20 protein-coding genes are annotated in these 23,614 nt (G+C 38.4%); 14 read left to right on the top strand and 6 right to left on the bottom strand.

The window, feature by feature from the left end:
- Positions 1 to 8 precede the first annotated feature (8 nt).
- Both F984_RS09590 and F984_RS09585 read right to left on the bottom strand, forming a co-directional pair.
- Complete coding sequence (locus F984_RS09590) at positions 9 to 920, bottom strand: bestrophin family protein (RefSeq protein ID WP_004708896.1); 912 nt, start codon at positions 918 to 920, stop codon at positions 9 to 11.
- A 69-nt stretch (positions 921 to 989) separates the two neighbouring features.
- Complete coding sequence (locus F984_RS09585) at positions 990 to 2,261, bottom strand: sigma-54 interaction domain-containing protein (protein ID WP_004708893.1); 1,272 nt, start codon at positions 2,259 to 2,261, stop codon at positions 990 to 992.
- 192 nt (positions 2,262 to 2,453) lie between these two features.
- Between F984_RS09585 and F984_RS09580 the strand changes: the two genes are divergently transcribed.
- The 4 genes from F984_RS09580 (at position 2,454) to F984_RS09565 (ending at position 6,916) form a co-directional block, all read left to right on the top strand.
- Positions 2,454 to 3,149, top strand: coding sequence for an MBL fold metallo-hydrolase (locus F984_RS09580; RefSeq protein WP_004708891.1), 696 nt, complete (start codon positions 2,454 to 2,456; stop codon positions 3,147 to 3,149).
- Positions 3,150 to 3,161: 12 nt separating this feature from the next.
- On the top strand, positions 3,162 to 4,817 hold the full coding sequence (locus F984_RS09575; protein ID WP_004708889.1) for a bifunctional protein tyrosine phosphatase family protein/NAD(P)/FAD-dependent oxidoreductase: 1,656 nt from the start codon (positions 3,162 to 3,164) through the stop codon (positions 4,815 to 4,817).
- A gap of 193 nt (positions 4,818 to 5,010) precedes the next feature.
- The gene (locus tag F984_RS09570; protein ID WP_004708887.1) at positions 5,011 to 5,802 is read left to right on the top strand and encodes a sulfite exporter TauE/SafE family protein; all 792 of its coding nucleotides are present in this window, start codon (positions 5,011 to 5,013) and stop codon (positions 5,800 to 5,802) included.
- Positions 5,803 to 5,911: 109 nt separating this feature from the next.
- Positions 5,912 to 6,916 (top strand): homoserine dehydrogenase, encoded by a 1,005-nt coding sequence (locus F984_RS09565; protein WP_004708885.1) that lies wholly within the window; start codon positions 5,912 to 5,914, stop codon positions 6,914 to 6,916.
- 30 nt (positions 6,917 to 6,946) lie between these two features.
- On the opposite strand, the gene F984_RS09560 is transcribed toward F984_RS09565, so the two are convergent.
- Positions 6,947 to 7,864, bottom strand: a complete 918-nt coding sequence (locus F984_RS09560; protein WP_002050038.1) for a DMT family transporter — start codon at positions 7,862 to 7,864, stop codon at positions 6,947 to 6,949.
- Positions 7,865 to 8,030: 166 nt separating this feature from the next.
- Here F984_RS09560 and F984_RS09555 point away from each other — a divergent pair, with 166 nt between their 5' ends.
- Entirely contained in the window at positions 8,031 to 8,885 is an 855-nt protein-coding gene (locus F984_RS09555; protein WP_004708882.1) for a helix-turn-helix domain-containing protein, read from the top strand.
- A gap of 18 nt (positions 8,886 to 8,903) precedes the next feature.
- Here F984_RS09555 and chrA read toward each other — a convergent pair whose 3' ends face one another.
- Entirely contained in the window at positions 8,904 to 10,253 is a 1,350-nt protein-coding gene (gene chrA, locus F984_RS09550) for a chromate efflux transporter (RefSeq protein WP_004708880.1), read from the bottom strand.
- Between the two features lie 241 nt (positions 10,254 to 10,494).
- Between chrA and F984_RS09545 the strand changes: the two genes are divergently transcribed.
- From F984_RS09545 to F984_RS09510, 8 genes are read left to right on the top strand one after another with little or no spacing between them, the layout of a single operon-like run.
- Entirely contained in the window at positions 10,495 to 11,238 is a 744-nt protein-coding gene (locus F984_RS09545) for a GntR family transcriptional regulator (protein ID WP_004708879.1), read from the top strand.
- Between the two features lie 28 nt (positions 11,239 to 11,266).
- Positions 11,267 to 13,000 (top strand): fumarate reductase/succinate dehydrogenase flavoprotein subunit, encoded by a 1,734-nt coding sequence (locus F984_RS09540; protein WP_004708877.1) that lies wholly within the window; start codon positions 11,267 to 11,269, stop codon positions 12,998 to 13,000.
- A 20-nt stretch (positions 13,001 to 13,020) separates the two neighbouring features.
- Complete coding sequence (locus F984_RS09535; RefSeq protein ID WP_000864074.1) at positions 13,021 to 13,266, top strand: 4Fe-4S dicluster domain-containing protein; 246 nt, start codon at positions 13,021 to 13,023, stop codon at positions 13,264 to 13,266.
- Between the two features lie 19 nt (positions 13,267 to 13,285).
- Complete coding sequence (locus tag F984_RS09530) at positions 13,286 to 14,716, top strand: ABC transporter substrate-binding protein (RefSeq protein ID WP_004708874.1); 1,431 nt, start codon at positions 13,286 to 13,288, stop codon at positions 14,714 to 14,716.
- Between the two features lie 34 nt (positions 14,717 to 14,750).
- Positions 14,751 to 15,605, top strand: coding sequence for an ABC transporter permease (locus F984_RS09525; RefSeq protein WP_004708873.1), 855 nt, complete (start codon positions 14,751 to 14,753; stop codon positions 15,603 to 15,605).
- A 1-nt stretch (position 15,606) separates the two neighbouring features.
- Positions 15,607 to 16,446 carry an ABC transporter ATP-binding protein gene (locus F984_RS09520; RefSeq protein WP_004708871.1) on the top strand — a complete coding sequence of 280 codons (840 nt, stop codon included), beginning with the start codon at positions 15,607 to 15,609 and terminating at the stop codon, positions 16,444 to 16,446.
- Positions 16,443 to 17,441, top strand: a complete 999-nt coding sequence (locus F984_RS09515) for a HEAT repeat domain-containing protein (protein WP_004708870.1) — start codon at positions 16,443 to 16,445, stop codon at positions 17,439 to 17,441. The genes F984_RS09520 and F984_RS09515 overlap by 4 nt, the downstream gene beginning before the upstream one ends.
- Entirely contained in the window at positions 17,425 to 17,706 is a 282-nt protein-coding gene (locus F984_RS09510; protein ID WP_001167099.1) for a gamma-butyrobetaine hydroxylase-like domain-containing protein, read from the top strand. Before F984_RS09515 ends, F984_RS09510 begins: the two co-directional genes overlap by 17 nt.
- A gap of 39 nt (positions 17,707 to 17,745) precedes the next feature.
- On the opposite strand, the gene F984_RS09505 is transcribed toward F984_RS09510, so the two are convergent.
- On the bottom strand, positions 17,746 to 19,032 hold the full coding sequence (locus tag F984_RS09505; RefSeq protein ID WP_000222732.1) for an MFS transporter: 1,287 nt from the start codon (positions 19,030 to 19,032) through the stop codon (positions 17,746 to 17,748).
- Between the two features lie 518 nt (positions 19,033 to 19,550).
- On the opposite strand from F984_RS09505, the gene F984_RS09500 reads away from it, so the two are divergent.
- Complete coding sequence (locus F984_RS09500) at positions 19,551 to 21,755, top strand: TonB-dependent siderophore receptor (protein ID WP_025469305.1); 2,205 nt, start codon at positions 19,551 to 19,553, stop codon at positions 21,753 to 21,755.
- A 55-nt stretch (positions 21,756 to 21,810) separates the two neighbouring features.
- On the opposite strand, the gene F984_RS09495 is transcribed toward F984_RS09500, so the two are convergent.
- Complete coding sequence (locus F984_RS09495) at positions 21,811 to 23,229, bottom strand: aspartate ammonia-lyase (RefSeq protein ID WP_004708866.1); 1,419 nt, start codon at positions 23,227 to 23,229, stop codon at positions 21,811 to 21,813.
- Between the last annotated feature and the right edge of the window lie 385 nt (positions 23,230 to 23,614).

The following is a 23,614-nucleotide window of genomic DNA, read 5'->3' as shown; positions in this document are numbered from 1 at the left end:
CTTTTTTATTAAAGTAAATTATTGTTTTTGGCTTCAATAATAGGAGGTAATGGCTGTCCTAAAGAGCTTAAAGACTCTCGCTCAATTAAGCGAACAATTGAATCGAGCGGTAAATCATTTTCTTGTAAACCAAAAGGTTCTTCAATTTGAGCACTTAAAGCATCTAGCCCTAAAAACATATAAGCAATTAAACCCACAATAAGCGGTGTCCAAATACCTAAAGCTGCTTCAAGGCTAAAAGGTAATATGAAACAAAAACAGTAAACAGCGCGATGTAAAAGTACTGAATATGAGTAGGGTAAAGGTGTACCGGCAATACGGTCACAACCCGCTTGAATATTGCCTAGCTCAACAATATGGCGTGTCAGAGTGCTATAGATAATGTCACTAATTTCGCCGTCTTTTAGAGCTTTGACTAAATCTTTTTGAATATTTTCGAGTACAAATTGTGGTGCATTAATATGCTCATTTAAATAATCAAGTGAAGAGTTATTTAAATACGCATGTTCAAGAAATTTGGTTGGTTCGGCGGTTTGTTGGCGTAAGCGATCACGCAATAAATTGCTAAAAATTAAGACCTGATGAATTAAATGTTCACGTTGTTCATTGGATAAAACATGGCTGTCTCTAACAATATGTCTGGCATTGGCAATTAATGCACCCCAAAGTTTGCGACCTTCCCACCATCGATCATAACAGGCATTATTCCGAAAACCTGTACAAATCGAAAGAATCACACCAAAGATAGTAAATCCAATCGCGGGTACAGTAGGAATTTGAATCCAATGATAATAAGAGAGCCAGACCACACATGCTGAAATAAGTACAACAAAACTTAGTGCTGGTAAAACCTTGGGTAGAACAGTTCCTTTCCATGCAAATAAGAGTTTAAAAACGCTGCTTTTATCGCGAACAATCATAGAAAGCCTTTGAACTAACGGACCTAACCAACTGCAATATGATACGCCTTAGATGAGTTAAATACCTAGCTAAAGCTTGTGCTTTTGTCTGTATCGCCAAAGAGTAGTGCGGCTAATTCCAAAAATATTCGCGACCATATTTAAGTTATGGTTATATTTTTCTAAAGCGGCTTGCACATTTTCTGGACTCAGCTCTGTATTTGTCTCGGGTAATTTAACGTAATCCTCAGCATTCAAAAGCTCATTTGGTAAGTCTTCGACTTCAATTTCAACCTTACCATTTGCCATGGTTAATGCATAAAGCAGAGTGTTTTTTAGTTCACGAACATTTCCCGGCCAGTCATAGTTCAATAAAACTTGCATGGCTTTTTGATTAATATGGCGAGGCATCGATTCGAGTTGGGCTGAGCTTTCTTTTAAAATTTGATCGACAATCAGTGGAATATCGACTTTTCGTTCTCTGAGCGGCGGTATAAAAATTGGAATTACACGCAAACGGTAGAGTAGATCATGGCGGAAACGCCCAGCTTTTGCCTCTTCGCGCAAAGCTTTATGTGTTGCGGTAATAATTCGGACATTGGCCTGAATCGGTTTTTCACCACCGACAGGAGTAAATTCCCCTGTTTCTAAAACCCGTAGTAATTTAGCCTGAAGCTCTAAAGGAATCTCGGCAATTTCATCTAGAAACAACGTTCCGCCAGCAGCACGTTCAAACACGCCTTTATGGTCACGAATTGCTCCTGTAAAAGCACCTTTCACATGCCCAAATAGTTCACTTTCTAAAATATTGGCATTGAGAGCAGCACAATTAATCGCTACAAAAATTTTATTTTTACGTTGGCTATAATCATGAATTGCTTTTGCCACAAGCTCTTTGCCACTACCAGATTCGCCGCGAACAAGCACTGGAAATTCAGTAATTGCCACTCTTTGAATAATTGAAAACATACGGCTCATTTCTGGTGAGCAGCTATTAAAAACCTTGGCCAAGTCTTGCAACTGTTCTGTTAGCTCTACTTGAATAGCAATATCATTTTCTATGCTAATAGGCTGTAAAATATGTAGTTTCCCGATAATGCGATGCTCGGCAATATAAATATCATGTTCTTGATAGATAAATCGCTGTCTCATTTTAGGAGTATTGATCTCAAGATATTGATTGTGATGGTCTTGAGTAAGCGCTGCCATGCTCTCAACAGAAATGTCATCTGTATTAAACTTATAATGAATTGCTTTAGTTGATGTGTCTGCTAAAAACAGACTCGCATTTGAGAATAAAGCTTTTAATTGCTCAAATAAAATATAAAAATCCTGTTCTGACTCAAAATTTAGCTTTGCCATTTTATTTGTTTCACAATCGTTTCATTGAAACATACTTGAGTTTCATAGGAACATCAAGTTGATTCCTTTTTTCTATCTTTAATTTTATTAAATGTTATAAGTATTTAATTTTTATATTTATTATTTAATTTTAAATAATTGGCATCTTATTTGCAAAATATAGGAAAGAAATAAATTATTAGGGTATAAATCATGTTCTTTAAGCAGTTTTTTGAGCAGGAAAGTTCGACTTATACATATATGCTTGGATGTGAAGAAACACGAGAGGCTGTTTTAATTGACCCAGTTGCATCAGATATAGAGGTTTACACAAAAGAATTAGAACAGCATCAATTTACGCTCATTTACACCTTAGATACTCATGTTCATGCAGATCATATTACGGCCGCAAATTTACTTCGTGAACGCTTTCATTGCAAATCGGTTTTACACCGAAACTCAGATGTAAATTGCGGAGATATTTTAATTACAGATGGTTGCATGCTTAAAGTCGGCAACCTCAGTATTGAAGCGCGTTATACACCAGGTCATACCAATGCTTGTACGAGTTACCTAGTTGGAAATATGGTTTTCACTGGTGATGCATTATTAATTGATGGCTGTGGTCGCACTGACTTCCAGCAAGGTAATGCAGGCACACTTTATGACAGTATTCATAAACAACTTTTCAGCTTACCTAACGAGACTATTGTGTATCCGGGACACGATTACAAAGGTCGTCTATCTTCAACGATTGGTTATGAACGCTTAAATAACTCACGTTTAGGTCAAAATCGCTCGCGTGAAGATTTTATTAAATTAATGAATAATTTAAATCTTCCATATCCAAAACAAATCGATAAAGCACTTCCTGCCAATCAGGCTTGCGGCTCAATTTCACAATCATAAGAAGGTAGCAATATGGAACTTAAACGAGTTAATCAAGATTTTTATGTTGCTGGCCAGATTACTGCCAACGATATTGCAAAAATTGCAGACCAAGGAATAAAAACTCTGATATGTAACCGTCCAGATGGAGAAGGTGCAGATCAACCCAATGTGATTGAAATTGAAGAAGCAGCTCAGCGACATAGTCTAAAGGTAATTTATCAACCTGTTACCAGTGGCAAAATTAGCGATCAACAAGTTACCGAGTTTAAGCAGCTTTATCAGAATGCCCAAAAACCTGTTTTAGCGTATTGTCGTTCTGGTATGCGTGCAATCAGCTTGTGGGCTTTGGCTGAAGTTGCTCCACAAGATGCAGCACTGCTAGTAGAAGTGGGTAATAAGCTTGGGTTTAGCTTAAAAGGCTTAGTGCCACGTATTTTAAAACGTGATCATGAACCAGCCACAATTCCTTGTTATAGCGTTGTGGTTGTGGGCGCTGGAGCAGCAGGAATTTCTGTAGCATCGAGCTTGCTGTCTCGCGAACCTCATTTAGATATTGTCATTATTGATCCGGCAGACACACATTATTATCAACCGGGTTGGACCATGGTCGGTGGCGGTATTTTTAAGCCACAAGTAACCGCACGGTCAATGGCAAGTGTAATTCCTTCAAAAGTGAAATGGATGAAAGCAGCAGTTGCCGGATTCGACCCTGAACATAATCAGGTTATTTTGGAAGGATGCCAACCCATTCAATATAAAGCATTGGTCGTGTGTCCCGGTTTAAAACTGAATTGGCATGGCATTGAAGGTTTAGTCGAAACCTTAGGTAAAAATGGGGTGACGTCTAACTATCGTTATGATCTAGCGCCGTATACATGGGAACTTGTGCAACAGCTAAACGGTGGAAAGGCAATTTTCACTCAACCGCCTATGCCCATTAAATGTGCTGGTGCTCCTCAAAAAGCGATGTACCTTTCAGCTGATTACTGGTTAAAGCAAGGCAATCTTAAAGATATATCTATCCATTTTTATAACTCAGGCGGTGTTTTATTTGGTGTGAAGGAATATGTACCTGCACTCATGCAATACGTCGAAAAATATGGCTCTGAACTGCATTTTAACCATCAACTTGTCAAAGTAGACGGGCCTGCAAAAAAAGCATGGTTTAAGGTGGTGAATGATGAAAATGCAGCATTGGTCGAAACAGATTTCGACATGTTGCATGTTGTTCCTCCGCAACAAGCACCTGATTTTATTCGTGCAAGTATTCTTACTGATGAAGCAGGCTGGGTGAGTGTGAATCCTCAAACCTTACAACACACACAATATGCCAATATTTTTGCTTTAGGCGATGTGATGAATGCACCTAATGCCAAAACTGCTGCTGCGGCACGGGCACAAGCTCCGATCGTTGCTGTGAATGTGATAACGCAGCTCAAGGGGGAGCAGAACTTCTGTGAATACAACGGCTATGGCTCATGTCCACTTACCGTAGAGCGTGGAAAAATTGTTCTGGCTGAGTTTGGTTACGGCGGAAAATTACTCCCAAGTTTTCCAAAATGGGTGATTGATGGGCAAAAGCCATCTCGTTTGGCTTGGCTACTTAAAGAGCAGATTTTACCGCCGATTTATTGGCAAGGCATGCTCAAAGGCCGCGAGTGGATGGTCAAACCTGAGCGAGGATAAGTAAAGCAACGCTTTATCCTGAGAAGCGGTTGAAGCTTCGCAAGAAGACGAGAGCTGTGCTCGAGTTAAGAGGATAAACAAAGCAACGCTTTGTCCTGAGAAGCGGTTGAAGCTTCATAAGAAGGCGAGATCTACTCACTCATTAACCAGCAGTCTACTGCAAACAATGTATATGCAATTTTAGGCTTTTAATATGTTATTACTTGTCGTTGAAGGCATTGTGATTGGCTTTTTACTTGGTCTTACTGGTGCTGGTGGTGGCATTCTCGCCGTACCCGCGCTCATGACCAGTCAAGGCTGGAGCGTGGCTCAAGCCGCACCGATAGGATTATTGGCAGTTGCGTTATCTACACTCATTGGAACCATTGAAGGTTTATTTAAAAAAATAGTTCGTTATCGTGCTGCAATCTGGATTGCCTTAATTGGTGCTCCTATGGCACATATCGGTATTTTAATAGCTAACACGATTTCACCAGTTTGGCTCATGTTAATGTTTAGTTTAGTCATGTTTACAGTGGGCTATCGACTTATTAGTAACCGAGTTTCGGATTTTCATAACCCGCCGTGTCAGGTCAACCCAAGTACGGGACGCTTTATCTGGAATTTTAAAACTGGTGGCGTGCTTGCCAGCATCGGGATTATTGCTGGGCTTTTAACTGGTATGTTAGGGGTGGGTGGTGGATTTGTAATTGTGCCAGCGCTTAGAAAAGTCACCAATTTGGATATGCATAGTATTGTTGCAACCTCACTTATGATTATTTTTCTCATCAGTGGCATAAGTATTGTGATGCATATTGCAGAGGGTTTTCACTATCCAGTTGCCATTACCAGCGCATTTGCACTTGCATGTATGGCAGGTATGTTATTAGGACGCCGAGCTATTCGTTTTATTCCAGCGTCAATTGTACAAAAAGTCTTTGCTTTAATGGTTTTTGCTGTCGCAATTTATATGGTTATTAAGATTGTTAATCTAACAAATATCTAAGATATATAGTATTTTAACTATCCTTATGAATACTAAATTTCCAGAGATAAGATGTTTAAATTATCTTTGGAAATTTCATTTAAAGCATTTAAATTTTTGAGAAAGCGATATGAAGCGAGTTAACGTGGCAATTTGTGGTTTTGGACGGATTGGACAACAAATTGCAGAGCTCCTTTTAAATCGATCGACGTACTATAAACAAAAATATCAAATTGATGCCCGTTTAGTGGGTGTCTGCAACTCATCATCAGGCTTAATTGATCAAGAGGGTTTTCAGACTTCAAAGTGGCTAGATAAAACACGATTTCAGGAAGGCCTAACAGAGCAAAAGTTTTTAGAACAGGTTCAAGCAGATGTCATTATTGAGACCGGACCAAGTGATTATGTAACAGGTGGGAAAGGCTTATTTTATTTAAATTATGCTTTAACACACAACATGAATGCGATTGCGGTATCTAAAGGTGCTTTAGTCGTAGAAGGTAAAAAATTAGTTAACTTGGCACATCAGCACAATAAAAAACTATTTTTTAGCGGTGCGACAGCTGCTGCCTTACCAACTGTTGATTTGTTTGAATATAACTTAGCAGGCTGTCAAATTTTAGAAATAGAAGGTGTGTTTACAGGCACCACGAATTTTATTTTAAATGATATGTTGCAACACGGATGCGCATTTGCAGAATCTCTTGAAAAAGCTCAAACAAAAGGTATTGCGGAACCTGACAGTTCATTCGATGTAGATGGATGGGATACCGCGGCTAAAATTACCATATTAGCCAACACTGTTTTGGGGGCTGATATAAAAATTCAAGATATTCCAAGACAAGGAATCAGTCATGTCACACCCGATCATATTCGTGACTGGAAAAAAGAAAATGTAATTCCTCGTCTGGTCGGTTTTATTCATGTTAAAAATCAGCAAATTGAAACAGGTGTTGAATTAAGGTTAGTCCGAGCAAATCATGCGTTTGCTCATCTGCAAGGTTCTCAAAAATGTATTCGGGTGTTAACACAAGAAATGGGTGAATTTGTGGTCAGTGGAGGGGCATCTGCGCCTTTAGCCACAGCAGCCGCAGCTTTAAAAGATTTTGAGCTGATGTTAAAAACGGGCTACTAAAATTAATTATGATTTATAAAAAAGCAGGCTTTAAGCCTGCTTTTCACAATTTTTTTGGGTGTTAAATAACTTCTTTCCAATTTCAAACTTACTAAACATTAAGTAATTACCAAGTAAGATTAGCAAAATTCCAAATACAGCATTTAAAGTCCACTCATATCCTTCAAAGAAAGTAGAAACTGTTAAAGCAACTAAAGGAAAGAGCAACGTGCTATAGGCTGCTTTGGCTGCGCCAATTCGTCCAACTAAAGAAAAATAAGCAGAGAACCCAATAACTGTGCCAAATACAGCTAAGTATAGTACCGAGCTTAAAAATGGGAAATTCATCGGCGGCATTAAATCTTGTCCAGTAAATAAAGCTAGACTTAGCATCACCAATGCCCCATAAGTCATGGCATAACAATTTGTTGAAAAAATATTTAGGCCACGTTTTTGGTGTCTAACACTAATCATATTCCCTAAAGAAAAACCGTAAGTGCCTATTGCACATAGCCCAATACCCATTAATAACTGTGCATTAAACTGACTATTAATCAGGTCATGCCAAAACAGTAAAACAATACCACTTAGACCCAAAAGTGCAGCCGGCGCAAAGTTTGGAGAAGGTTTCTGCTTAAAAAAGATAAGTGCATTAATAGCATTAAAGAAAACAGCCATGGAAAATATGACAGACTCTAAACCGCTATTTACATATTTAACGGCGGTATAAAAACAAATAAAGTTTAGACCGAAAACACAAAGGCCTTGCAGCATACAGAACAAGTGATCTTTTAAAGCAATTCGTTGTAATTTTCCGGAAAATAGTAAAACAACCCAAAGTAATAAGGCTGAAATGGCAAAACGCCATAAAATTGCAACGACGGGAGTTGCATAATGGCTCTGAACGGCAATTCCAATCCATGTTGTTCCCCAAATCAACACCACCGCAACATAGAGTAAAATATTCATAACTTCATCCTCGATTACCAAGCTTAAGTATCTAGGAATGCTTCATTTTTCACGTATATATTCTTGTGTAGTACATGCAAGATCTTGCGTTTTTTATATGTCTAAACTAGCTGAATTTTACTGAATATGGTTAACTTAAGCTCAATGATATTTGTTTTAATTTTGCATGGCCTATCAAACTTTAGAACAGCTACAGCAATCTAAAGCCAAGCTTCACGAAACTGTGGTGCTTGATGAAAATATGCAACTTGCATTTTGGTCTAATCAGCAAGATCGTGTAAGTGTCTGTAGCGACCACCATACTTTGAGTCTCTATATCCAAGATGGTTATGAAAGTTATCAAAAAACACCTTCAGGCTGGAAAAATGGTGGCGGGCCAGGGCGTTTTTGTTTGTTACCTGAGCATCAAGAGTCGACTTGGGATATACGAGGTGGGCTTAAATTTGTTCACTTGTATTATACCGACCAACATTTACGTGATGTTGCCGAAAAAATATGGGACAAAGAACCTAATCAAATTGAGTTAAACGAAGTTGTCTTTAATGATGATGAACGGATTCGAGCTTTATATCAGTTCTTCTTGCTAGATTGCGATTGGCAAGATTCTTCAAATCATTTGCAAATGAGCACAACAGCAAGTTTATTGCTAAATCATTTAATTAGAAGATACAGCAGTGTTCAATGGCAACAACCTATTATTAAAGGCGGGTTGGCACCTCATAAGCTCAAATATATTCAGGAATGGATTGAAGATCATCTAGATCAGGCACTCACTTTGTCAGATCTGGCAAATGTTGTGAATTTAAGCGAATACCATTTTGCTCATATGTTTAAACAGTCCATGAATATGGCACCTCACCAATATGTCATGCAAAGACGTTTAACTAAGGCAAAAGGACTCATTCAGTCATCTCAGCTTTCTTTACAAGACATTGCCCTAGTATGTGGTTTTAGTTCAGCAAGTCATTTAAGTCATCGCTTTAAACAGTTTTATGGCATGAGTCCTTCGCAATTACGTTAAAGAACTCATGACTAATTTCTATAAAAGATAAACCCCTAAACCAACCAGTGCCGAAGCAAAAATGACATACAGCACAGTAATGTTAAAACGGAATAAAGCAATAAATGCAGCAACGGTAATGAGGGCTGCAACAATATCAAAATGCCCTGAAAAACCTTGTGGCCATAACACGTGATAACTAAAAAATAGTGCTAAATTTAAAATGACACCGACCACAGCCGCGGTAATTGCAGTGAGGGGTGCCGTAAACTTTATTTCATTATGAGTAGATTCAATAATCGGTGCACCCGCAAAAATAAAGACAAATGAAAAGAGAAAGGTAAACCAAGTCACAATGACAGCACCGAGTGCACCAGCAAAAAATAGATGCTCGGACCCAAGTAATGAATGATTGACTCCTCCTAAAAAACCCACAAAGGCAACAACCATAATCAGTGGACCGGGGGTAGTTTCACCCAAAGCCAGTCCATCAATCATTTGTGTAGGTGAAAGCCATGCAAAATGATTGACAGCTCCTTGATAGACATAAGGTAAAACCGCGTAAGCGCCCCCAAACGTAAGCAGCGCAGCTTTAGTGAAGAACCATGCCATTTGGGTATAAGAGTGATGCCATCCGAAATATACGCCTAAAGCTAAAATGGGTAATAACCATAAAATGATTGCCACAAAAATAAGTTTAACTAACCGTGACCAGTGGAATTTAGCGTGTTCTGGTGTTGGAGTCTCATCATCAATAAATGCCGGGCCGTAATCTTTTTGGCTGGCTTTATGACCAGCAGCTGAGGAAAGTAGCTCAGGGTACTTTTTACTAACTAAATAACCTGCAATGCCTGCTGATAAAACAATAAGCGGGAAAGGAAGTTTTAAGACAAAGATTGCAAAAAAAGCAGCAATTGCGACGAACCATAAAAATCTATTTTTAAGCGAACGACTACCTATACGGTATGTCGCATGGAAAACAATTGCGGTGACGGCAGGCTTTATCCCGTAAAAAATACCCGCAATAACCGGAACGTCTCCAAATTTTATATAAATCCAAGACAGCCCAATTAAAATAAATAAAGAGGGTAATACAAATAAAATACCGGCAACTAAACCTCCCGCAGTTCTGTGCATAAGCCAACCAATGTAGGTTGCTAACTGCTGTGCTTCAGGTCCAGGTAACAACATGCAGTAGTTCAGTGCATGTAAAAATCTTTTTTCAGATATCCAGCGCTTTTGTTCAACCAGTTCCTGATGCATCACAGCGATTTGTCCAGCTGGCCCCCCAAAGCTAATAAAACCAAGCTTGAGCCAAAATAAGAAGGCTTGCCAGAAGGTGACTTGTTCCACTGAATCATCAGGGGTATTTAATTGTTTTTGTTGCATATTATCCCCTAAAAAATAATAGTAATTTTTACGTTTATGGCACAACGGAGTATGTTTTATAGCATAACAAACACAAATGTATTTTTTATGATAACCATTTAACTTTTATAGATAGCTATTAATTAATTTATTGATATTCATTGAAATTATTTTTTTAACTAAAGTTATCGCTTTAAATTATTTCCAAAGCTGAAACATTTTAAACATTATTTGCTCAAGTTGTTATAACAGGTTGTGAGCCGTGAGCCAGCTACCCCCAGATGCTAAAAATCATAAGCCTCTTTACGATCAGTTAAGGGAACTCATCCTTAACAAAATTGTAAATGGCGAATACGCCGTACTGAGTCAAATTCCATCTGAAAACGAGTTTGCTGAACAGTTCGGTGTAAGCCGAATCACAGTTCGCCAAGCACTCAACCAATTACAGTTGGAAGGCTATATTTTTAAGGTGCCAGGTAAAGGGACCTTTGTAAGCAAGCCAAAAACGTTCCAGAACATTTCAAGTTTGCAAGGTTTTGCAGAAGCAATGTCATCTGCTGGTCACGAAATTTTAAACCGTGTCATCTCGGCCGAGCTTAGGCAGGTCCCGATGCATGTAGTACCGAAATTAAAGTTACCTGTTAAAGCCAATGTGTATGAAATTCAACGTGTTCGTTTACTCAACCGTCAGCCAGTATCGTATGAGTTGACTTATTTGCCAGAACATATTGGTTTGAAACTTAAAGAAAAAGCGATTGATTTACGCACAACCGATATTTTCAAAGCATTAGAACAAGAATGTGGCATTCCTTTAGGGCATGCAGATTTAAGTATTGATGCCACTGTAGCGGATGAAGAATTAGCGGCCTTGTTGCAAGTCGAAATCGGAACTCCGGTATTACGGGTCGAACGTTTGACTCACGATGCAAATGGTCAACCGATTGACTATGAATATCTCTATTTCTCAGGCGATACCTTCCAGTACCGTTTACGTATTCATCGTTAATAACTCAAATAAAAATAAGGATTTTACAATGGAAACTAAATATCTTGAGTTTGATATTGTGGTGATTGGTGGTGGAACTGCAGGGCCAATGGCTGCGATTAAAGCAAAACAAGAAAACCCGAATTTAAAAGTCTTGCTCATTGAAAAAGCGAATGTAAAACGCAGTGGGGCGATTTCAATGGGAATGGATGGGCTGAATAATGCTGTTATTCCGGGATATGCGACACCTGAGCAATACACCAAAGAAATTACCATTGCTAATGATGGGGTAGTTAATCAAACCACTGTATATGCATATGCAAAGCATAGTTTCAAAACCATTCAACAGCTCGATCAATGGGGCATTAAGTTTGAAAAAGATGAGACAGGTGAATTTGCAGTAAAAAAAGTACATCACATGGGGGCATATGTTTTACCAATGCCCGAAGGACATGATGTTAAAAAAGTTTTATATCGTCAATTAAAGCGTGCTCAAGTCAAAATTAATAATCGGATTGTCACCACAAAGCTTCTAAAAAATGAGCAAGGTGCAATCAATGGTGTACTTGGTTTTGACTGTCGTAGTGGTGACTTTTATGTCATTAAAACGAAAGCAGCCATTTTATGTTGTGGTGCCGCAGGGCGTTTAGGTTTGCCAGCTTCCGGCTACTTAATGGGTACTTATGAAAATCCAACCAATGCAGGTGACGGCTATGCAATGGCATATCATGCAGGTGCTGAGCTTGCAAACTTGGAATGCTTCCAGATTAATCCACTGATTAAAGACTATAACGGCCCAGCTTGTGCCTATGTGACTGGTCCTTTAGGAGGTTATACGGCCAATAGTAAAGGTGAACGTTTCATTGAATGTGACTACTGGAGTGGTCAGATGATGTGGGAGTTTTACCAAGAACTGGAAAGTGGTAATGGTCCTGTTTATTTAAAAGTAGATCATCTGGCCGAAGAAACGATTCAAACTATTGAAGAAATCTTGCATACCAATGAGCGCCCAAGCCGTGGTCGTTTCCACGAGGGCCGAGGAACCAATTATCGTCAAGATATGGTGGAAATGCATATTTCAGAAATTGGTTTCTGTAGCGGACACAGTGCTTCTGGCGTATGGGTCAATGAAAAAGCTGAGACTTCAGTTAAGGGATTATACAGTGCTGGCGATATGGCGGCTGTACCTCATAACTATATGCTTGGAGCATTTACTTACGGTTGGTTTGCGGGTGTAAATGCTGCGCAATATGTGAATACAATTGAAGATAGCGAATTAAACCAAAGTGAAATAGAAGCAGAAAAAGCTCGAATATTTGCGCCACTAGATTGCTCAGAAGGTTTACCTCCAGAACAAGTGGAATATAAGCTGCGCCGTTTTGTAAATGACTATTTGCAACCTCCTAAAACTCGCCAAAAAATGGAAATTGGGCTCAAGCGTTTTGAAGAAATTAAACAAGATATTAAGCGAATCTCTGCAAGGAACCCGCATGAGCTGATGCGCGCCGCTGAAGTTTCTTTTATTCGAGATTGCGCGGAAATGGCAGCAAGAGCTTCACTGTTTAGAGAAGAAAGCCGTTGGGGACTGTATCACTATAGAGCAGATTTCCCTCAAAAAAATAACTTGGATTGGTTCTGTCACGCGCATTTGAAAAAAGATGAATACGGGAACATGGTTAGTTTCAAAAAGCCAATCGAGCCTTATGTGGTTCCGATTAATCAAAATGAAGCTGTGTCGTATGACCGTTTACGCATTCAAAAAGATGTTGCTCTAGCAGACTAAATAAATCAGGAATTCAAATCATGGCTTTTATTTTTAAAGAAGTACAGCACCGTACTGTCGCACCCGTCATTATCGATGAAGATAAATGTATTGCTGATAAAGGATGCACTGTCTGTGTAGATGTTTGTCCAATGGATTTATTGGCAATCGATCCAACAACTCAAAAAGCTTATATGCAATTTGATGAATGTTGGTATTGCATGCCTTGTGAAAAGGACTGCCCAACAGATGCAGTCAAAGTAAATATCCCATACCTACTCAAATAATTAATTTGGAATACGTAACATGAGACAAAATAAATTGCTCAATAAAAAACTATTACTCAGTAGCTTAATTGGTGCCATGGTACTCGGCACTTTGGGGTGCGGCAGTAAAACAGAAACTGTGCGTGTCGCCATTGGTACACAAGACACGACCATTAACTGTGCAACAGGTGGGTTGCTGATTCGTGAATTGAATTTATTACCAAAATATTTACCCAAAGATGGTAAATACAAGAATGTTAAATATGACATTCAATGGAAAAATTTTACCTCTGGTGCACCACTTACCAGTGAGATGGTGGCTGGACGTCTAGATTTGGGAGCAATGGCAGACTTTCCTGCGGTTAATAATTTAGCGGCATTTAAAAAAGCTGGCAAAGAAAGCATATTTTTAGCCCCTTTGTCAGGCAGTATTAATGGTAGCGGCAATGCGATTGTTGTTCCAATTGACTCAAAAGTAACATCGCTTAAAGAACTAAAAGGACAAACCATTTCTGTACCTTTTGCCTCAACTGCTCATGGACTGTTGCTACGAGCGATTCAAGCAGAAGGCTGGCAACTTGATAAAGATATTAAAGTGATTGCTCAGGCGCCAGAAGTGGCCGGACCTGCATTAAAAAGTCATAAGATTGCTGCGCATGCTGACTTCGTACCATTTGGCGAGTTATTTGCTTACCAAGGTTTTGCCAAAAAAATCTATGATGGTTCTCAAGCAAAATCACCCACATTTCATGGTTCGCTTGCCAGCAAGGATTATGCACAGCAGCATCCAGAAGTTATAAAAGCTTATTTACAGGCAACCATTGAAGCGAATCGTCTAATTCGGGAACAACCAGAAAAATATAGTGAACTGATTGCTGAAAAAACCGGTATTCCTGCCGAAGTCGTCTATTTATTTCATGGTCCACTAGGTCTGCAAACTCGTGACTTAACGTGGAAACCTGAATATCGAAAAGCAACTCAAATCGCGATAGACACCTTAAAAGTTTTAGGCAAAAACGACGGTACGCTTGATGTAAATAAATTTATTGATGATCAATACATTAAGGATGCATCTCAGGCATCTGGGCTTAATTACAGCCAGCAACTGGCCGACTATGCAAAATCACCTTTGGTTGCCAATGACGCATTAACGGGCCAACCCATCAAGACATTTGGTCGGGTGACTCAAATTTGGGTAAAGGGTGAAGAAAAAGTTCGTAGCTATGAAACGCCTGAGCATGCTTTTTCTGATTTAAAGAAAATACAAGCCAATGGAAAAACAGTGCGTGTGGTTTATAGCCAAGATCATCAGTCCGACATTAAATTACTTGCCAATTTGGCATGGTATGCCACAGATAAAGCAGGACAAATTCACGCCTTTTTATTAAAAGATGATGCTGAAAAATGGGCTAAACAACAGGGCGGAAAAGTATATGACTTTAAAGCTATTCAGCTTGTAACCCAGAGCTGATGTGTTGTCTTACCTAATAAGCAGGAGGTGACGAATGAGTAGTTTAGTCCAGACAAAACCTAAAAACCAAAGTACATTTTTGATTAAATTTTTTCAGCAGTTGAGATCATATCCGACGCATTTAAAAAGCTATGTCATTGCTTTTACATCTATAGCTTTTTGGATAGCAGTTTGGCAAGGACTTGCTCAGTTTAAAGTAAATTTAGGCTTTGTGAACTTTAGCAATGTCCCGACACCTTTAGATGTCATTCATGCGCTATGGGCTTTTTTTCAACTCAGCGCTGCATTTGAACATGTTGAATCTAGTGTGTTTCGTGTAGTGATTGGTTTTGTGCTTGCGGCTCTAATTGGTGTAGGTATTGGTTTGTTGGCAGGACGTTACCAAAAACTGGCTGCATTTCTAATGCCACCATTAGAAGTATTACGTCCAATACCAGCAGTTGCATGGATTCCTTTAGCAATTCTGATTTTTCCCTCATCAGAAGCTTCCATGATTTTTATTACGTTCATTGGGGCTTTATTTCCAATTTTATTAAACACGGTACATGGTGTTGGTGCAGTTGATCCAAGACTCGTTGCATCTGCAAAAAGTCTAGGTGCTTCTGATCTTGCCATTATTCATGAAGTCATTATTCCGGGGGCATTACCGAATATTATTACTGGTTTATCCATTGGAATGGGTACTTGCTGGTTCTGTTTAGTGACTGCCGAAATGATTTCGGGGCAACATGGAATTGGATACTTCACATGGGAATCTTTCACCTTGCAAAACTATAGCAATATCGTGGTTGGCATGGTGCTCATAGGAGCATTGGGTATGTTTAGCAGTACATTGGTGCGTGTGATTGGAAACCGATTTACTCCATGGTATCAATTGAGGAAGTCTTAAAATGTCAGTTACACAAGGCCATGTACGTATTCAAAATCTATCTCTACATTTAGGGCAAGCTAAAAATCGTTTTCAGGCATTAGATCGGGTTAATTTCGAAATACAACCGGGCGAATTTATTTGTTTACTGGGCCCATCGGGTTGCGGTAAATCCACATTATTAGGTGCTTTGGCAGGGCATTTACCGATTAGTTCTGGGTCTTTAACGGTCGATGATGAATCGATATTTGAACCGCATCCAGATAGAGGTTTGGTGTTTCAGCAACATACCTTATTTCCGTGGAAAAGCGTGCTCGAAAATATTGCCTTTGGTTTAAAAATGAAAGGCATCGCCAAACAAAAGCGTATTGAACAAGCTAAGAAAATGGTTGATCTGGTCGGGCTTAAAGGTTTTGAACATAAATTTCCAGCCGAACTCTCTGGTGGCATGCAGCAACGGGTTGAAATTGCGAGAGTACTGATTAATCAACCTCGCATTTTATTAATGGATGAGCCTTTTGGTGCCTTAGATGCTCAAACTCGTTTAAAAATGCAAATGCTATTACTCGAAATTTGGCAAGAAATCCAAACGTCGGTTTTATTTATTACCCACGATATTGATGAGGCACTTTTTTTAGCCGACCGAGTGTTGATTATGAGCCATCGACCAGGACGGATTATTGAGGAAATTTCGCTTAAGTTTGAACGTCCACGGGATGTTGAGCTTGTAACGAGTAGTGAATTTACAGCCATTAAAAAACATTGCATCCAGTCTTTAAAAGAAGCTACTCAACAAGAAGAGTTAAGCCGTTTAAATCCATTAGGGCTTGGAAAGAAATCACAAATTAAGGAATACGAATGAGTTTTTATTATCAAGCTTTAGATGACCTCGATGAATATAATCAGGAATTTCTCGCACAGCTCAATGACCCAGATGAAAAGATTCGCTTCGTCGCTTTAATGAATATTGGTGATGAAGAAAATCCAGATTTACTTCCTTGGTTGCATACAGCACTACAACACGACTCTTCAGCTTTAGTCCGGGAAGAAGCGGCAAAAAACTTAGAAAGCTGGGAAGACCCAACCAGTTTGCAAGTATTGGCGCAAGCCTTATTTGATGCTGATCTGAATGTGAGACAAGCTGCCAGCCAGAGTTTAAGTGAAGTCAAAAATCCGGCATCGGCCCAGATACTGGCACCGTATTTAAAGCATACAGATACTTTTGCCCTTAGTGCAATTCTGCGTGCTTTAAAACCTTTACGACCACACCAATTATTTGAAGAGATATCTGCTTTGGTACACCACGAAGATGCATTTGTACGCCGTGAGGCAGTCAGTGCATTAAGTTGGTTACAACAAGACCAAGCGATTACGATATTGGCAAAAATTGCAGAAACAGATACAGATGATGAGGTCCGCCGTATTGCAACAGGTGGTTTGGCTTATAGTCAGAGTATATCAACTGAGGTCATCCAAGCACTTCAACATTCTTTAACTTCGGAAAGCTGGCAACTAAGAGTGGAAGCTGCACTTACGATTGGTAAGTTACGTATAGTTCAGCTCGAAGCTCCATTAATTCATGCTGTATCAGACCTGTATTGGCAAGTACGTATTGCAGCAGTACGGAGCTTGGGACTACTAAAATCGCATCTGGCAGTTGCTCATTTGACTGATAACTTTAAGCATGAAATTAGTAACTTGCGTAAAGAAGTCGCTTTAGCACTCGGCGAAATCGGCACATCAGAAGCTCAGACGTTATTGGAACAACATCAAAATGATCCGGATCCTGAAGTACGAAAAGCGATTCGTATTGGATTAAATCAAATTGGTGAGGTGAAGTATGCAAATCAGACCTGATATCCGTGTCGACACTATAAATAAGCAGGTTCACTTTATATGGACCGATGGCTCAAGCGTATGTCTGAGTCATCAAAGTTTAAGGGAAATTTGCCCATGTGGCTTTTGCCGAGCGAAGCGGATTAAACAAATTAAAATAGAGCATCAAAATGTTGAAGTGACAGCTATGTTTGATCAAGGTTATGGTGCCCAAATTTGCTTTAATGATGGGCATGATAAAGGGATTTTTCCGTGGGCTTTTTTAAAAGAATTTGCTAAGAGCTAAAAGATGCCTTCTGCTTGGGACAGAAGGCATCTTATTTAATTAATGATCATGTTCTAAATAATCTGGTTTTTTAGGAAGCGCAAGGCTACATAAGAAACAGATAATCAGCATGACAATCACATATATAAAGAAGGTATTTTCAATTCCGGCAGCTTTGAACTGTAAGGCAACTGAAGGTGCAGAACCACCAAACAGCGCATTACCTACTGCATACGAGAAACCTACACCTAAAGCCCGCACATGAGGTGGGAACATTTCAGCTTTTACCAAACCACTAATGGAAGTATAGAAGCTGAGTAACATCATCATAAAGATGAGTAGCAATGTAATGATGATCGGAGAATCTATATAGGCACGCATCCCGATCACCATGACTGGATAAATAAAAATGGCGGACAATAAGCTAAATGCCAACATTGAAGAGCGTCGTCCAATACGGTCCGAAATTGCACCAAATACAGGTTGAGCACACATATAAACAAATAGCGCGAAGGTCATGATATAACCAACGGTTTTTCCATCCATCCCTAAGTTGGTTAAATAGGTTTTTGAATAAACAGTCTCTACATAAAACGTTAATGAACCAGCAGAAGTGTATCCAACCACCAATAAAAAGGTTTTCCAGTGCTTTTTAAAGAGTTCTCTTAAGCTACCAGACTCTTTTCGTTCGCTGTCTTGATGAGAAAGCGTTTCTTCTAAACGACTACGTGCAAGCAAAGATAAAATTGCTGCGATACCACCAATAACAAATGGAATACGCCAACCGCCATCATGTAATTGTTGTTCACTTAAGAACGTCAATAAAATAACGCCCAGTAAGCTTGCAAGCAATTGACCACCAGAGAGGGTGACATATTGGAAAGATGAGTAAAAACCACGCTGACCTTTTAAGCCTAATTCACTCATATAAGTAGCAACGGCGCCATATTCACCACCCACTGATAAGCCTTGAAGTAGACGAACAAGGAGTAACAGAAAAGGAGCAAATAAACCGACTTGATCATAAGTAGGCAAAGCTGCAAACAAAAAGGAGCTTAAAGCCATCAAACAGATTGATATGATCATCGACTTCTTTCGGCCATGTCGATCTGCAATACGACCAAATAGCCAGCTTCCAATCGGACGCATAAAGAAGCTTGCGGCAAATACCCCCCAAACATAAATAGACTTGGTCGTACTATCCATATCAGGTGCGGTTAAAGCTTGAGTAAAGTAAGCAGCAAATACTGCATAAATATAAAAATCAAACCATTCGACTAAATTACCAGAGGCTGCGCCTACAATCCCACGTATTCGACTACGTTTTTCTTCCTGAGTATATGTCATATTACATCCATCGTTTTGTAGACAAAAACTAGGAATTTTTTAGGTATGCTAGACAGAAAAGAGAATGAAACAGTAAAAGTTACTCAACCCTGAGCACGTCCTTAAAATTCCTAACCATTCATTTTTTCTAATTTTAAAATTCGTTTCTAGTGAGATTACGTCCTTTTGTTCGATTTAAAGATATTTTAACCAATGATCGAACATTTCCTTACGCTCAATTTGATAATGAATTATATTTAAAATCATTGAGCTAATTTAATACCAGTATTTTTTCTATTCTCTTTCTCCTTTTTAGGTTCCATTTTGAGCTTAAGTGTAATTTGAATATTTGATAATACTTAAAAAGTTATAGTCTCAATTCTCAAGAAAATAAATAAAATTTATATAATGATAAGTTCAAAAATTCGGACAAAATTCACTTAATCGAAAAAATACAGAATGTATTGTTTCTCAATATGTGTGCCTGTATTCTTGCGTGGCTGAAAATAGGGAGATAACCATTTTTAGCCTTATAAATTATGCTCGCAATAGCAGGTAACTATTCAATGGAAAGACGTTCGTTAAATCTTCACTTCATGACATGCTCTAAAACAGCATTAGCTTCATCTATTGCACTCATAACATCTGTCGTTTATGCAAATGAAGTGGAGGTTTCGCAGCTCCCAACCATTACTGTGAACGCTACACAAAATAATGATGCATTATACTCATCAAAAAAAGTGACTTTATCTGGCTTTCAAACTAGTGAAGTAAAAAAAGTTCCTGCATCTATTACAACCATTACTTCTGAACGTATAGCAGATCAACACGCAAAAACTTTAACTGATGTTATTAAAAATGATTCATCCTTAGGCGATGGCTACGCTGCTATTGGCTACTATCCAAACTTTGTAGCACGGGGTTTTGCACTCGATTTAGGTTCAAGTTATCTCATTAATGGCCATACCATACGTGGCGAGCAAAATGTAGCTTTAGAAAATAAAGAACAAGTTGAAATCTTAAAAGGCATTTCTGCAATTCAAAGTGGTATGTCGACGCCAGGTGGTGTTGTTAACTATGTAACCAAAAGACCTGCCGATGTTAAAAATATTACGGTCGATGCAAATTCAGAAGGCGGCTATACACTGGCAACGGATGTCGGCGGCTTTATTAATGATAATTTCGGTTATCGAATCAATCTAGCACATGAAAGTATTCATCCAAATGTTGATCATGCAAATGGTAAGCGTGAGTTTGGTTCAGTAGCTTTAGACTGGAAAATTAATGATCGCTCTAAACTACTGTTTGACATTGAAGCCCAGCATCAAAGTCAACGTTCTGTACCCGGCTATCAACTGCTTGATGGGCAAGAAGTACCAACAAATGTAGATCAAGACCGTTTATTGGGTTATCAGTCTTGGAGTAAACCTGTTGTAAATAATAGTGTAAATGCGAGCTTGAAATATCAATATGCATTTAACGATCAATGGAATGGTAGCTTAAGTGCATCACAAAGCCGTGTTGTGATTGATGACAATAGTGCTTTCCCATGGGGCTGTTATAGCAGCATTTGTGAAGTTACGGGCTTGGGCAATACTTTTGATAAACACGGAAATTATGATATTTATGACTATCGTAGTCCAGATGACACACGTATAACTAACCAGTTTGCTGCTGGGTTAAATGGCCAATTCAATACTGGCAATATTCAGCATCAAATCGCTTTCGAATTACAACGTACATATAAAACCTTAAAACACCATACACCACTGAATGTAGCAGTAGGAACAGGCAATATTTATGAAGATACGGTCGACTACAATCCTTCATTGGAAAGTCCAGGCGATCGTTACAAAGCTCTAGAGAGTGATCAAACTGCATTTACAATCTCTGACCGAGTTCAATTTAATGATCAATGGTCAACCCTACTTGGTGGAAAACTTATTCACCTTGATGAGCAAGCTTATAATTCAGATGGGCAGCAAAGCCGAGATACCGATTTAAATAAGTTTTTGCCACAATTAGCACTCATGTATAGTCCAACTGCTACGACTAATCTTTATGCTTCATATGCTAAAGGTTTATCAGATGGTGGCGAAGCTCCTTGGTTTGCTAATAATGCTCTAGAAGTTCTATCACCGAAAAATTCTGAACAATATGAATTTGGTGTTAAGCAACAAATACGCAACTTCTTATTAACAGCAGCTATTTTTGATTTAAAACAAGACAATCAATATAGCCAAGTGAATGTAGATGGAACTTTTGATTTTGTTGAGCAAGGCGAACAACACAATCAAGGTATTGAGTTAGGTTTAACAGGCGCCTTAACCGATACACTTGATGTAAGCTCTGGCATTACCTTTACCAAATCTCGTCTTGTTGATATTGATACTGACAGCTACAAAGGTCATCAAACTCAAAATGTACCAAAGGTACGCGCAACTGCACAGTTATCTTATAAAGTACCGTCAGTTGAAGGATTAAGATTACTCAGTGGTATGCAATATAGTAGCAGTAAATATGCAAACAAAGAGGGAACTGCAAAAGTAGGCGGATATAGTGTCTTTAATATTGGTGCTGCCTATAAAACAAATTTTGCTGGGCATGACACAACTTTTAGATTCAATATTGATAACTTATTTAACAAGAAATATTGGCGTGATGTAGGGGCATTTATGGGGGATGACTATCTGTTCTTAGGTAATCCTCGCACAGCTCAATTTTCTACAACTTTTAGCTTTTAAAAGTTACAGGACAAATAAAAAAGGAGCTTTAAAAGCTCCTTTTTTATTTCAGGAATTAAGCCGACATTTTTGGTTTAACCATATTATTAATCGACAAGATATCATCAAGCACTTGTGCTGATAATAAACCTTCATTCTGAACTAGAGCCAATACACTTTGCCCAGTTTCATTTGCTGTTTTAGCAATACGAGTTGTAGTTTCATAACCTAGGTATGGGTTAAGTGCAGTCACAATACCAATTGAGTTTTCAACTAAAACTTTACAGTGCTCAGGGTTGGCCGTAATCGTATCAATACATTTACTTTGGAACATTGCCATTGCTTTACCAAGTAAGTCCATCGATTCAAATAGTTTGAATGCAATAAGTGGTTCCATTGCATTTAACTGTAATTGACCAGCTTCAGCAGCTAAAGTTACAGCCAAATCATTTGCAATAATCTGGAAGCAAGCAAGATTCATTGCTTCAGGAATAACTGGGTTTACTTTACCTGGCATGATCGAGCTACCCGGTTGACGTGCTTCTAAGTTAATTTCATTAATGCCAGTACGTGGACCACTTGAAAGTAAACGCAAGTCATTGGCAATTTTTGAAAGTTTAGTTGCAGTACGTTTTAATAAACCAGATAAAAGAACAAAGTCACCCATATCTGAAGTTGCTTCGATTAGATCTGGAGCTGACTTAATTTTCTTACCAGAAATTTTTCCAAGTGCTTGAATCGCGAGTTCACGGTAACTATATTCAGTGGTAATTCCTGTACCAATCGCTGTACCGCCAAGGTTCATATAAGCTAAAACATTTGGAATAAGCGTATTAATTTGCTCAAGGTCTTTTTGTAGAGTTACCGCAAAAGCACCAAACTCTTGACCTAATGTCATAGGCACAGCATCTTGTAATTGAGTACGTCCCATTTTTAAAATGTGTGCAAACTCTTGAGACTTATTTAGGAAGCTAAGAATCAAATTGTTAAATGGAAGATTTAACTCATCTAGGCTAAGTAACAAACCTAAACGGATTGCAGTAGGGTATACGTCATTTGTTGACTGTGACATGTTAATGTCGTTATTTGGATGTAAGTACTGATATTGACCTTTAGAATGTCCCATATATTCTAAAGCAACGTTTGCCAATACTTCATTTGCATTCATATTGGTTGAAGTACCAGCACCGCCTTGCATCATGTCGATTGGGAACTGGTCATGGAAGTTTCCACGAATAAGCTGATTACAGCTGTATTCGATCGCTTCAAATTTAGTTTGATCTAAGTTTTTAAGATTATAGTTTGCTTCAGCACAGGCAAGCTTAACCATAGCTAATGCTTTAATTAAGTTAGGAAAATTTCCAACTTTGCTATTTGTTAAGTTGAAATTTTCTAAAGCACGTAATGTTTGAACTCCGTAATAATGATCATTGTTGATTTCTCTATGACCAATAAGATCCTTCTCAATACGGGTAGTAATATCTGCGTTCATCATTAAACTTCGATTCATTAAAGATGATTCATCTTAGAATTCGAAATGCTTCACTTCTAATGCATTTATTAAAGTAATTATGCATTTTTTGCATATCAAAAACTGAATTACACTAAAATGAATATTGAATAGTTGATGAGTCTTGGAAGCTATATATCTTACAAAATTTAATATATTCAATTGCTTGTATAATTTCTTTAGAGTGAGTTGCTCAACAAGAATTAAGTAAATTAAAAAATTTGAAGCGAACTAAATAATGATTTTTATTCAGGAACGTTATTAAATTATTTGAATTTTCATGTGAAAATTAATTTATATAAAGAAATAATGAGTTTAGTTTAATAAATTTTAATAAAATTGTGATGCATTTCACATAAAAATACTTATA

Origin of the sequence: Acinetobacter nosocomialis NIPH 2119 (assembly GCF_000368085.1) — a bacterium.
GTDB classification, from domain to species: domain Bacteria; phylum Pseudomonadota; class Gammaproteobacteria; order Pseudomonadales; family Moraxellaceae; genus Acinetobacter; species Acinetobacter nosocomialis.
Note: the sequence above shows the minus strand (reverse complement) of the source record. Positions and strands in the feature narration are given on the sequence as shown.